Origin of the sequence: Bartonella sp. CL435QHHD (genome assembly GCF_042195095.1) — a bacterium.
Lineage (GTDB): Bacteria > Pseudomonadota > Alphaproteobacteria > Rhizobiales > Rhizobiaceae > Bartonella.
This window is the reverse complement of sequence record NZ_JBHINS010000062.1, coordinates 43,787-56,840: the sequence shown is the minus strand read 5'-3', so window position 1 is coordinate 56,840 and position 13,054 is coordinate 43,787. Positions and strand designations below refer to the sequence as shown.

9 protein-coding genes, 3 tRNA genes and 1 pseudogene are annotated in these 13,054 nt (G+C 37.3%); 2 read left to right on the top strand and 11 right to left on the bottom strand.

Annotation, left to right across the window (positions count from 1 at the left end):
* The 3 genes and pseudogenes from ACFILH_RS04490 to ACFILH_RS04480 all read right to left on the bottom strand — a co-directional run.
* Positions 1-80: pseudogene (locus ACFILH_RS04490) on the bottom strand (elongation factor Tu); the annotation flags it as partial.
* 180 nt (positions 81-260) lie between these two features.
* Positions 261-334 (bottom strand) — tRNA-Gly (locus tag ACFILH_RS04485).
* Between the two features lie 31 nt (positions 335-365).
* A tRNA-Tyr gene (locus ACFILH_RS04480) sits at positions 366-449 on the bottom strand.
* A gap of 206 nt (positions 450-655) precedes the next feature.
* Here ACFILH_RS04480 and ACFILH_RS04475 point away from each other — a divergent pair.
* Positions 656-1,486 (top strand): RNA methyltransferase, encoded by an 831-nt coding sequence (locus ACFILH_RS04475; RefSeq protein WP_273791163.1) that lies wholly within the window; start codon positions 656-658, stop codon positions 1,484-1,486.
* On the opposite strand, the gene ACFILH_RS04470 is transcribed toward ACFILH_RS04475, so the two are convergent.
* From ACFILH_RS04470 to ACFILH_RS04445, 6 genes are all read right to left on the bottom strand, one after another.
* Complete coding sequence (locus ACFILH_RS04470) at positions 1,483-2,214, bottom strand: rhomboid family intramembrane serine protease (RefSeq protein WP_273791162.1); 732 nt, start codon at positions 2,212-2,214, stop codon at positions 1,483-1,485. The two genes, ACFILH_RS04475 and ACFILH_RS04470, sit on opposite strands and share 4 nt — an antisense overlap.
* 887 nt (positions 2,215-3,101) lie before the next feature.
* On the bottom strand, positions 3,102-3,527 hold the full coding sequence (locus tag ACFILH_RS04465) for a DUF2155 domain-containing protein (RefSeq protein WP_375631374.1): 426 nt from the start codon (positions 3,525-3,527) through the stop codon (positions 3,102-3,104).
* 90 nt (positions 3,528-3,617) lie between these two features.
* Positions 3,618-4,016: an NADH:ubiquinone oxidoreductase subunit NDUFA12 gene (locus ACFILH_RS04460; RefSeq protein ID WP_375667429.1), complete on the bottom strand. Its 399-nt coding sequence runs from the start codon at positions 4,014-4,016 to the stop codon at positions 3,618-3,620.
* Between the two features lie 182 nt (positions 4,017-4,198).
* Positions 4,199-5,698, bottom strand: coding sequence for an Asp-tRNA(Asn)/Glu-tRNA(Gln) amidotransferase subunit GatB (gatB, locus tag ACFILH_RS04455; RefSeq protein ID WP_273791161.1), 1,500 nt, complete (start codon positions 5,696-5,698; stop codon positions 4,199-4,201).
* A gap of 129 nt (positions 5,699-5,827) precedes the next feature.
* A complete protein-coding gene (gene tig / locus ACFILH_RS04450) occupies positions 5,828-7,255 on the bottom strand; it encodes a trigger factor (RefSeq protein WP_273791160.1) in 1,428 nt (475 codons plus the stop codon).
* Positions 7,256-7,390: 135 nt separating this feature from the next.
* Positions 7,391-7,473: transfer RNA gene (locus ACFILH_RS04445), tRNA-Leu, on the bottom strand.
* Between the two features lie 134 nt (positions 7,474-7,607).
* Here ACFILH_RS04445 and trmFO point away from each other — a divergent pair.
* Positions 7,608-9,020: a methylenetetrahydrofolate--tRNA-(uracil(54)-C(5))-methyltransferase (FADH(2)-oxidizing) TrmFO gene (trmFO, locus tag ACFILH_RS04440; protein WP_375667428.1), complete on the top strand. Its 1,413-nt coding sequence runs from the start codon at positions 7,608-7,610 to the stop codon at positions 9,018-9,020.
* Positions 9,021-10,119: 1,099 nt separating this feature from the next.
* On the opposite strand, the gene ACFILH_RS04435 is transcribed toward trmFO, so the two are convergent.
* Positions 10,120-10,398 (bottom strand): HU family DNA-binding protein, encoded by a 279-nt coding sequence (locus ACFILH_RS04435; RefSeq protein ID WP_273791158.1) that lies wholly within the window; start codon positions 10,396-10,398, stop codon positions 10,120-10,122.
* Positions 10,399-10,627: 229 nt separating this feature from the next.
* Positions 10,628-13,054 (bottom strand): endopeptidase La, encoded by a 2,427-nt coding sequence (lon, locus tag ACFILH_RS04430; RefSeq protein ID WP_273791157.1) that lies wholly within the window; start codon positions 13,052-13,054, stop codon positions 10,628-10,630.

The following is a 13,054-nucleotide window of genomic DNA, read 5'->3' as shown; positions in this document are numbered from 1 at the left end:
GAGGTCTTCCCATGATCAACGTGACCAATCGTACCAATATTAACATGCGGTTTTGTTCGTTCAAACTTGCTCTTCGCCATTGCTATTAATCTCTTGTTTTATTCCCTATTTTTGTTAGCACCTAGGGTCAGTCCTGCAAAAATGAGTCTGACCAGACTGTAAACAGCCCAATAACCACAACTCTTAGAGGCAAAACCCCACCCAATCTATAAATGGAATATCCTCCATCATACCTATTTGCCCAATCATCAACAACCATTTGGAGCGGGTAGCGGGAATCGAACCCGCATATTCAGCTTGGAAGGCTGCTGCTCTACCATTGAGCTATACCCGCATGACCCACGTACTAACTCTCCTTCGATGAATGGTGGAGGGGGTTGGATTCGAACCAACGTAGCATACGCAACGGATTTACAGTCCGCCCCCTTTAACCACTCGGGCACCCCTCCATTACACCGATAAAGTCACGCAATGAGACATCACGACAACCATCTTGAATACCCATTCAATTCAATCTGATTGCGAAGTGGTTATGACGATTACTATTGTATCTGTCAACAGAATAAATACAGTTCTGTACAAATTTCCTGCTCATAATTTTAAATCATAGATTTTTTTCTCTCTATTTTTCTTATTAACACGCTATAAAGAAGCTATGAAAGAAAAAACATCACAAAATTCTCATTATGCTCGTTTGCGTCGCCGATATCGCGATACAAAAGGCTCTCCTTCTCGATCTTTTACACACCCAAAGAAGAAAGCTGCTTCTTTACAGCAAGGGATCATCTATCTTTATGGTATTCATTCTGTTCAGGCTGCTTTAGAAAACCCAAAAAGAATTTTAAAATGTCTTTACGTTACACAAAATGCCTTAAAACGATTAAATATATCCGAATCAGATTATCCTTGCTCTGTTACATTATGCACCCCCAAATATCTTGATTCGCTTGTTGGAAGTGAGGCTGTTCATCAAGGTATTGTTCTGGAAACTCTCCCCCTCAAACCATGCAAACTGTCGGAACTAACCAATACTGATCTGGTCATTGTCATGGATCAAATTACCGATCCACATAATGTTGGCGCTATTATGCGCTCTGCAGTTGCATTGAAAGCTAAAGCACTTATTACAACTTGCCGTCACTCTCCCCACGAAAGCGGTGTTCTTGCGAAAGCGGCATCTGGAGCTCTGGAAATGATTCATTATATTACCGTACGAAACCTCGCTGAAGCTCTTCAAGAACTTCATCAAACAGGTTTTACAAGCTTTGGTCTCGATTCAGAAGGTGACCAACCTCTAGAAACAGCATTAACAGGGAATAAAATTGCTCTTGTTTTAGGAGCAGAAGGTAAAGGTTTACGTAAAAAAACACGCGAAACCGTTTGCGCTTTAACACGCCTTGATATGCCTGGAAATATTAAATCATTAAATGTTTCAAATGCAGCAACAATAGCACTTTATGTGGCACATCAATATCTTAGATCCTAGTTTTTAATTTTTTGTGAAACATCAAAAAAACCAACCAACAAAAAACCCGCAAAAAAACCGCCAATATGAGCTTCCCATGCTATTGAGATGCCATTTTCTTCAAACAAAATAGAAGAAATACCTATGATAAAATCAGTCGCTAGCCATACACTCATATAAACAAGCACCCCCTTAGAACACAGAGCTTTTTTGACAGACAATAAAGGTCCCAAAAGTTTTTCGTTCTGCGCATTGACAGCTAGATTCCCACTAGGAAAACCGTAACGTGCAATAGCACCCATCATTCCAGATACGGCACCTGACGCCCCAATAAGTGATATGGTACTTTCTTGATGAAATGTAAAATAAGTCAAAACAGAAATAACTGCCGTTAACACCCAAAAAATTAAAAAACGTAAAACACCAAAATGCCTTGCTAAAGGAGAGCCAAAAACCAAAAGCCAAACCATATTAAGAGCAACATGTTTAAAACTACTATGCATAAATGAATAACTCACCATGGTATAACAAAATGCTACAGGATCCCTCTTAAACAATGCTGGTATAAATGAAAAAAACTCAAGGCTTTCAACATAAAACTGATGAGAAAAAAAATACTGAGAAATGCAATAAAGACAAAAACAAAATGCTATCAAAACAACTATAATAAATGGAACATTCAATAAGGGTTCTTTAGGTTGTTTCGGCAATCGGGAAACATCATTATGGTTGTGACTAGAAACTTTCATTGTATAAAATCTCGTATTTTTCAGAAAATGGGTTATTCTTTATACAAAATAAATATACCACTCCCAGTGATACAAAATCTTTTTAACGCCTCTTCGAGGCCCCTTTTAAAATTTTCAATAGCTCTACATGAAAACACGTGTATTTTATACAAAAGATTTTAAAAAGCACGGATACCAAGAATATGATTTACAAACTTAATGGTATCCTGCTTACTTAAATGTGAAGTTGTCATGCAATATACAAGGACTTACGAATAGACAAACTCACTTATGAGTGTGGTATATAATAAAAATATATAAACATTGTTTTCTTACTAGAAATATATTGATCACTGCATTTTTTAACCAAGCTATACTTCGATTGATAAACTTTAAATAATCTTAAATCTCAATTTTTCCATTAATAGAGATTGCATTGCTTCTACTCTTTGAATAAAAAACGACATCTCTATGAGAAAAGAACTACCAACACAGGCGTTCTCTAGATATACTGATTGGTGTTTCATGATGAATTACTTACTTGATAGTCTGTTTCCCTCATAAATGCAAAAGCGTCAGTTCATCTCTTTAACAAATATAAACAAGCCTTTCATTTCAACCTTTTACAGATATAATTCAAGAACTGTCTCTTATGAAACACTGAAAAAATATGTTTATTCTAATGATGCATCTTTGAATTTAAACAGTTCATGACGGAGTTTTTTATTCCTTTCTTAGACAGTCTTATTTACACATCCGTCACTTTTAACGCGCAAGAGAATAGTTTGGATCAATTCAATATAAAAAATGTTAAATGAGGTAATCATAGGAATTTGAACCTCCTATTAAGTTGTAAAATGATAAATAACCATTATAAATCAATGTATTATAAATAGATAATACACTAATCATTGAAGAGGAAGATCTTGAGAATTCTGCTTGCAATCCTTTAACCATACATCATAAATAGGATGCTCAACAGCGTTCAAACCAGGACTATCCGCAAACATCCATCCTGTAAAAATACGCCGTATTTTTTTATCTAATGTCACTTCATTGACTTCAACAAAACCTGTTGTACGCGTGGGTTCATCTTTAGAGCTCGTATAACACGCACGTGGAGTTACCTGTAATGCACCGTACTGATAAATTTTACCAAGAGTAACTTCAAAACGTGTAGTCCGCCCCGTGATTTTGTCAAGACCCGCAAAAACAGCAATTCCATTGCTAATACGCTCAGCCCGCACTCCACTATTTAAGGATAAAAACACTAAAATTCCCATTAAAAAAATATATAAAAAATGCCTCACCCCTAACAATAAAAAAAATCTCATCATATCAAAATCAATCGCACCTTAAAAAAATAATTCTTTTCATAACATAGAGTCAAATAAGATAAACATACACACGCACATTAAAACATGTTATTTTTTAGGTGACCACGCATCATAATCTTCATGCACACAAGAACGCTCTCCATTGGAGGTGATAGCCCCCTTTGGTCGATAGTCCTCATTTGTTCCTGTCATATTTGCAACATGAGGCTTTTCCCATTCATAAGGATGATAATCCTCCTGTGTTGGTGGACACTCACAGCGATGATGAATCCAGCCGTGCCAACCTGGTGGAATAGTAGAGGCCTCAGAATAGTCTTTATAGATAACCCAACGGTGCGGATAACCATCCTTATGAAGTCCTCCTTCATAATATATATTTCCAAATTGATCTTCCCCTATCCGCTTACCTTTGCGCCATGTGAAAAAACGCGTACCAATGGTATTGCCATTCCACCATGTGAAGATTTGCTTAAAAAAACGAGCCATCTGCTATTCCATTCATTTAGTGCGCTCATGAAATTAATCGTTGGAATAAAATTATTAACGATTGAAATTATCGAAAAAGTTACTCGTAAATTCAACTACAATTCCAATTGATAGGTTAACGTGCTATCCTTTAATTTCAAGAAGATATCATATGTATGGCTTCTTCTCCACCCCATAAAAATTTAATCTATGCCAAGTTTCATCTTAACCAATTCATTAACAGCTTGGGGATTTGCCTTACCACCTGTTGCTTTCATTACCTGTCCAACAAACCAACCAGCTAAAGCAGGTTTGTGCTTTGCTTGCGCAACTTTATCAGAATTATTAGCAACGATCTCATCAACAGCTCTTTCAATAGCCTTTGTATCCGTTACCTGCTTCATATTGCGCTCTTCTACAATTTGGCGTGCATCACCCCCCTCATTCCAAATAATCTCAAAAAGATCTTTGGCAATTTTTCCAGAAATAACTCCTTCTTTTATGAGATCAATAATACTTCCCAATTGATTTGGCGATACTGGAGACTCTTCAATCTCACGATTATCTTTATTTAAAGCCCCTAAAAGGTCGTTAATCACCCAATTGGCAACTATTTTTCCATCACGCCCACGCGCTACCTCTTCAAAATAATCAGCAATAGCCTTTTCTGTCACAAGAATGGAAGCATCATACACTGTCAATCCCATTTCCTTAATAAAACGTGCTTTTATAGCGTCAGGCAATTCTGGTAAGTCCGCTGCCAAAGCATCCACAAATGCTTGATCAAATTCTAATGGTAAAAGATCAGGGTCAGGAAAATAACGATAGTCATGCGCTTCTTCCTTTGAGCGCATAGAACGCGTTTCACCTTTAGCGGCATCAAAAAGCCGAGTCTCTTGATCTATGACGCCTCCATCTTCTAAAATTGCGATCTGACGACGCGCTTCATACTCAATTGCTTGACCAATAAAGCGAATAGAATTAACATTTTTAATTTCACAGCGCGTTCCAAAATCTTCACCAGGACGACGAACAGATACATTGACATCTGCACGCATAGAACCTTCATCCATATTGCCATCGCAAGTGCCCAAATAACGAACAATCGTACGCAATTTTGTCATATAGGCTTTGGCTTCATCTGATGAGCGCATATCAGGTTTGGAAACAATTTCCATAAGAGCAACACCAGAACGATTAAGATCTACAAAAGACATCGTTGGATGTTGATCGTGCATCGATTTTCCAGCATCCTGTTCAAGATGCAACCTCTCAATTCCCACTTCAATATCCTCAAATTGGCCATTCGAATCTGGACCAACAGATATGATAATCTTTCCCTCTCCCACAATGGGATAGCGAAATTGAGAAATCTGATACCCCTGCGGTAAATCTGGATAAAAATAATTTTTGCGATCAAAAACAGACTTTAAATTAATATGCGCCTTTAATCCTAACCCCGTTCGAACCGCTTGACGAACACATTCTTGATTAAGAACAGGCAACATACCTGGCATGGCTGCATCAATAAGTGATACATGATTGTTCGGCTCTGCACCAAATTTTGTTGATGCTCCTGAAAAAAGTTTTGAATTTGATATGATTTGCGCATGAACTTCCATGCCAATGATGACTTCCCAATCACCTGTAACTCCAGAAATAAAACGCTTAGAATCAGGAGTACGCGTATCAATGATGCTCATTGCCAATCCACTACCAATATTTAAAATATACTCATGGCTTATCTAAAACCATTCTCTCAGTGTAACCCCAGAACATAAATCTTACAACACAAGCCCGTTTCTATCGGGCTTGTTCTGTTTGCATAAATATTAAGCTTTTTTAGGAGCCTTTTTCTTAGCTGGTTTTTTCTCTGTAGACGTTTCTTTCACTGCAGACTTTTTCTTTGCCGGCTTTTCTTCAGGAACATCTGATTCGTCATATTCTTTCATCAACTCTTCAACCGTCACTTCTTTATCTGTGACTTTTATCTGTGCTAATAAATGATCAATGACCTTTTCTTCAAAAATCGGAGCACGTAGATTTTCAACAGCTTCCGGAGTCCTACGGAAAAAATCCATAATCTCTTTCTCTTGTCCAGGATACTGGCGAACCTGATCAAAAACGGCTGCTTTTAGCTCATCCTCACTAACTTTAACACCAACCTTCATTCCAATTTCAGAAAGCACCAAACCAAGACGAACACGACGCTGCGCAAGGACACGATATTCCTCCCGTGCCTTTTCTTCTGTAATACCTTCATCTTCAAAACTGCGCCCAGCCTTTTTCAAATCATCATTAACCTGAGCCCATATATTGTTAAACTCAACTTCTAAAAGTTCTTCAGGAATCTCAAAATTATAATCAGCATCTAAAGCATCAAGAATTTGACGCTTAACTTTTTGACGTGTCACTGAACCATATTGGCTTTCAATCTGCCCACGAACGACCTCACGTAAGCGATCTAGAGACTCTAAACCAACTTTTTGCGCTGCTTCATCATCAATTTTTAATTCATCTGGTTTAAAGACAGCTTTGATAGTAATGTCAAACTCTGCTTCCCGTCCCGCCAAATGTGCCGCACTGTAATTATCTGGAAATTTAACAAAAATCGTTTTTGCATCCCCAGCTTTCACACCAACCAATTGCTCTTCAAAACCAGGAATAAATTGTTTTGACCCAAGAATCAGTTGTGCATCACTATCTGCCCCACCTTCAAATGGAACGCCTTCAAGCTTACCTTGATAATCTATGGTAATACGATCACCTTCTTCAGAATTCCCCTCTTTTAGGGAATAATTACGCGTAGAAGAAAGGACGCGTTTGACTTGATCATCAATATCCTGTTCAGGAACAGTTGCAATTTCACGGATAACCGTAATGTGTTCAAAATCTTTAATGTCAATTTTTGGTAAAACTTCATACTTTAAACTAAAAGTAAAATCAGCTTTGCCATCTAGAATTTTTTCATCTTCATCTATATCAATTTTTGGCTGCATCGCTGCACGTTCATTGCGGTCTGCTAAAATAGAACGGGGTGCATCACTGAGTATCTCATTGAGAATCTCCGCCATAAAGGATTTACCATACATTTTTCGCAAATGCCCACTAGGCACTTTACCGGGACGAAAACCATTAAGCTTGATTTTTCCCTTGGTATCATCCAATCGTTCATTCAACTTTTCTTCTAAATCTTTCGCTGGAACCACGATCTTAATTTCGCGCTTCAGTCCTTCATTAAGCGTCTCGGTAACCTGCATTAAACACCTTCATTTTTCTAAGGAGAGGGATCAACCCACTCTAATAATCATTACATTCTAACACTTCGAGTGTTACATTTACCATGAAGCGGAATTTCAGACACGTAGAAATCCGTAGCACCTAAGGGATTGCTTTGGTGCGGATGGAGGGACTCGAACCCCCACGGTCTCCCGCCAGAACCTAAATCTGGTGCGTCTACCAATTTCGCCACATCCGCTCAAACTTACAAGCTAATAACCTTATACAAGCGGCGTTTCTATACCATTAATTACAGAAAAAAAGCAAACAAATATATTAAAAAAAACAAAATCTATGCTTTTCATACATAACTGCTTACGCTAAAAGTCAATTATGTTAAAGACATTTGATATCCCAATTCATATCATCGGTGGCGGTCTTGCGGGGTGTGAAGCGAGCTGGCAAATCGCTCAATCAGGAATTCCTGTTGTTTTGCATGAAATGCGGCCTGAAAAAAAATCAGATGCCCATAAAACAGATAAATTGGCAGAACTGGTTTGTTCAAATTCGTTTCGTTGCGATGATTCATTAACAAATGCCGTAGGGCTTTTACATGCTGAAATGCGATTAGCAAAATCGTTAATTATGAAAGCTGCTGATGCCAACAAAGTTCCCGCAGGGAGTGCTCTTGCTGTTGACCGTGATGGATTTTCAAAAACCGTTACGACAGCACTCGAAAACCACCCCCTTATAACAATCAAACGTGAAGAAGTTCAAGAAATTCCTAAAGCTTGGAAACATGTTGTCATTGCAACGGGCCCCCTTACATCGCCTGCACTTGCTCAAAAATTACAAGCAATAACCGGTATAAAAGCTCTTTCTTTTTTTGATGCGATTGCACCTATTATCCATACCGACAGTATTGATATCAACATTTGTTGGTATCAATCTCGCTATGATAAAATTGGTCCTGAGGGAACAGGAAAAGATTATCTTAATTGTCCTCTCAACAAAGAACAATATGAAACATTCGTTGAAGCGTTAAAAAATGCTGAAAAAACAGAGTTTCGTGACTTTGAAAAAACGCCCTATTTTGATGGATGCCTCCCCATTGAAATTATGGCTGAGCGCGGACTTGAAACGTTAAGACATGGTCCTATGAAACCTATGGGCTTAACTAATGCCCATAACCCTACAGTTAAACCCTATGCTGTCGTTCAATTACGCCAAGATAATAAACTTGGAACGCTTTATAATATGGTCGGCTTTCAAACAAAACTGAAATATGGTGAACAAATTCGTATTTTTAGAATGATTCCCGGTCTTGAAAAAGCAGAGTTTGCGCGTCTTGGTGGTCTTCACCGCAATACCTACCTCAACTCGCCAATTATTCTTGATCAAACCCTTCGTTTAAAACAAAAAAGACAACTACGCTTTGCAGGGCAAATTACCGGATGTGAAGGTTATGTAGAATCAGCGGCAATAGGGCTTCTTGCTGGACGTTTTGCTGCTGCCGAATATCATCATATTTCCCCTTGCCTCCCCCCACAAACTACAGCATTCGGAGCCCTTTTGAATCATATTACGGGGGGACACATCATAGATGAAAAAGCAGAAACACAGTCTTTTCAGCCAATGAATATCAATTTCGGACTTTTTCCCCCTATTGCTTCTATTAAACATTCAGGGAAACGCTTACCAAGTAAAGAAAAAAAATTAGTAAAAAAACAAGCCATAACAGCGAGAGCTCTCAATGATTGTACTCAGTGGTTAGCAGATAAAGAATCAAAGAGCTTCTGTTTATAAAAAACATACGATTCGCCTCTCACCTACTGAATAGATCTTTATGACTCTCGTGAAAAAATCATTCTAAAGCCTTTTAAAGACTGTCTCCTCCAATCAATAAATACTACCTACATTTCATCATTTATTCAATTATGTAGGTGCTGTGAAATAACTTTTGGCTATAAAAAACCTTTACCGCTATCAACAATTTAATATGATTTAATGACTAAAAAAATAATCATATAAATATATTATGAATAATCAAAAAAATAGATGAAAAATACGCACGTAATACTGTACTATCTTTATTAATAGTTTTTATATTACGTAATGTATATTATTTTATAAGAGTAATTTTTCTGTTTTGTAACTTCCTCCCTCAAAATTTGTGATGTTCTCTCATTTTAACTCTTGTATGATGAAGGAAAAATACTCGCTTGCATATCACAAGTGAAATAAAGATATGGAAAAAATATTTGTAGGATAGAGCTGGAGCTATCTCTCCCCTCTCAAATGCCAAGAAAAATCACAATATTGAAAACCAAATCTGAATATCAAAAGATTCTTTCATTTCAGGCTCTCTAATAAATCAATAAAATTATCCTCTTGGTGTGTCACAAGAAAGGTTGGCGTATAAGAGTAAAAGAATAAAACTATCCCTTATGCACTCGTCTCAGATATCTGGGGCTAGTCGCAACATTATAGGAACTGAGAAAATAGATAGCACGGTGGCACCAACATGCACTTTTATTAAGCGTAAATGGTGATATATAATAACTTTTATGGACTTTACAGAGTTTTCCGCCTCATATTATTTACGGATCTTGTTTTGAAATAAATACCGTAACACTTCAGCGTAATAAAAGTTAATATTACATTTTATAAGCCATACCCGTGCTCAATTAATACAGTGCAATATTTTTTGAAAATACTAAAAAAAATATATTTTAAGCTGACAGTATTTTATACAAAACTTAAAATCATTTTCAAAAATACCAGCAATACATGAAAATAAAAAATATCGCAAAGATCTCAAAGTTTTATATGAAAAATGCGCATAACACATGTGTTAAAAAAACCCGCTTATAAATAAATCGGGTTTTTTTAATGTAGCTCTAAATTATTTTTTATTAACTGCTTCTTTAAGGCTTTTTCCTGCAGAAAATTTGGGTACAGAACGTGCTGGAATATCGATTTCAGCACCAGTTGAAGGATTACGCCCCTTTGTTGCAGCACGATGAGAAACTTCAAAAGTGCCAAAACCTGGAAGACGAACATCTCCCCCTGAAGCTAAAGCTTCTGTTACAGAAGCCATAAAAGCATCAACAACAGCACCAGCTTGCGCTTTCGAAACACCTGCCTTTTCAGCAACGGAGCTAACCAATTCACTTTTATTCATAAAATATTTCCTTTCCCTATATTACCTGAACATGACTTAATCATGTTATTGGTCAGTTTATTGAAAAGTACAGCAAACAGAAGTCTTATTTTTATCCAAAACATTGTTTTTTTAGCAATAATCACAGTTATTCACGGAATTTTTCACTTTTTCCAACAAAAAACAAAATAATAACCTCAACAACGCCTTCTGCCACCTAAAAAATGCCGTTATAAATGAGATAAGTGAATCAGTGCGCAATCTGTATTCCGTCACTATCACTGCTCTCTGACCGGATTGGGACAGCCACTGTAGAGGGTTCTTTCCATTCAATAGTATCTGGAAAACGAACCAAAGCGTGTTTCAAAACTTCACTCACATGATTTACCGGAATAATTTCCATATTATTTTTGACATCATCAGGAATATCAACCAAATCTTTTGCATTTTCTTCAGGAATAAGTACTTTTTTTATCCCTCCTCGAAGAGCTGCTAAGAGTTTTTCTTTTAATCCACCAATGGGTAAAACGCGTCCACGTAAAGTAATTTCACCAGTCATTGCAATATCTTTATGCACAGCTACTCCTGTAAGGACCGAAACAATTGCTGTCACCATTGCAATCCCAGCCGATGGGCCATCTTTTGGTGTCGCCCCCTCTGGAACATGAACATGGATATCGCGTTTTTCAAAAAGTGGAGGTTCAATACCAAAATCAACAGCACGAGAACGTACATAAGATGCTGCCGCTGAAATGGACTCTTTCATAATATCACGTAAATTTCCAGTTACAGTCATCTTCCCTTTGCCGGGCATCATAACTCCTTCAATGGTCAATAACTCTCCACCGACTTCTGTCCACGCAAGACCTGTTACAACACCAACTTGATTTTCTCCTTCAATCTGATTGTAATGATAACGTTTAACACCCAAGAAATCATGAATATTACTTTCTGTAACTTTTACAGATTTTTGATGTGTTTTGAGAATTTTTGTAACGGATTTGCGGGAAATTTTCATGAGTTCACGTTCAAGGTTACGAACGCCTGCCTCACGTGTATAAAACTGAATAATTGACCTTAGTGCTCCATCAGAAATACTGAGTTCTTTTTTAGACAAACAGTGATCTTTTAGTGCCTTTGGTAAAAGATGCTGTTTAACAATTTCCATTTTCTCACATTCAGTATAACCAGCGATACGAATAATTTCCATACGATCCATTAACGGACCTGGAATATTAAGCGTATTGGCAGTTGTGATAAACATGACATCAGAAAGATCATATTCAACTTCCAAATAGTGATCAATGAATGTACCATTTTGTTCAGGATCAAGAACTTCTAATAAAGCGGATGAAGGATCACCACGAAAATCTTGGCCCATTTTATCAATTTCATCAAGCAAGAAAAGCGGATTAGATTTTTTTGCTTTTTTCATAGACTGGATAATTTTTCCAGGCATCGAGCCAATATATGTTCGGCGATGTCCACGAATTTCTGCTTCATCCCGGACACCTCCCAATGAGATACGAACATACTCACGCCCCGTTGCCTTTGCAATAGAGCGCGCTAATGATGTTTTCCCAACACCTGGAGGACCTAACAAACAAATAATGGGGCCTTTTATCTTTGACGCGCGACTTTGTACGGCCAAATATTCAATAATTCGCTCCTTAACTTTTTCAAGACCAAAATGTTCATTATTCATGACCTTTTCAGCAAAATCTAAATTGTTTTTAATCTTAGATTTTTTACCCCAAGGCATTGCTAATAACCAATCAAGATAGTTACGTACAACTGTCGCTTCTGCAGACATAGGAGACATATTCCGTAATTTTCTCAATTCTGCTCCAGCTTTTTCCTGCGCTTCCTTGGATAGTTTTGTATTCTTGATACGTTCTTCTAATTCAGAGAGTTCATCTCGGCTATCATCACCTGCTCCTAACTCTTTTTGAATAGCCTTCATCTGCTCATTGAGATAATATTCTCGTTGGTTTTTTTCCATTTGCCGTTTAACATGCGAACGAATACGTTTTTCAACCTGCAAAACAGAAATTTCTCCTTCCATGAAGGACAAAACACGTTCAAGACGGGCCCGCACAGGTAAGAGCTCTAATATTTCCTGCTTTTCTGCAAGTTTAATCATCAAATGAGAAGCAATCGTATCGGCAAGCTTAGAAGGATTATCAAGCTGGCCAATCGCATTCACAACTTCAGGAGAGATTTTTTTATTAAGCTTTACATAGTTTTCAAAATAAGCAATCACTGACCTTGAAAGAGCTTCAATCTCAACATCACTCTCTCTAGGTTCTTCTGTAACAGTTGCAAAAGCCTGATGATAACCTTCACTTAAAGCAAATTGACTAATTTTTGCACGTGCAGTTCCTTCAACCAAAACCTTTACAGTACCATCAGGAAGCTTTAAAAGTTGAAGAATATTAGCAAATGTACCAATATGATAAATATCCTCTGATTTTGGATCGTCATCAGAAGCATTTTTTTGTGTCACCAATAGTATTTGCTTATCAACCGCCATCGTTTCTTCAAGAGCACGAATTGATTTTTCGCGGCCCACAAAAAGTGGAACAATCATATGGGGGAAGACAACAATATCACGAAGAGGTAAAACAGCATAAACCCCATCTCTTACTTCATCTGTCTTTTCATCAATATATTGCAT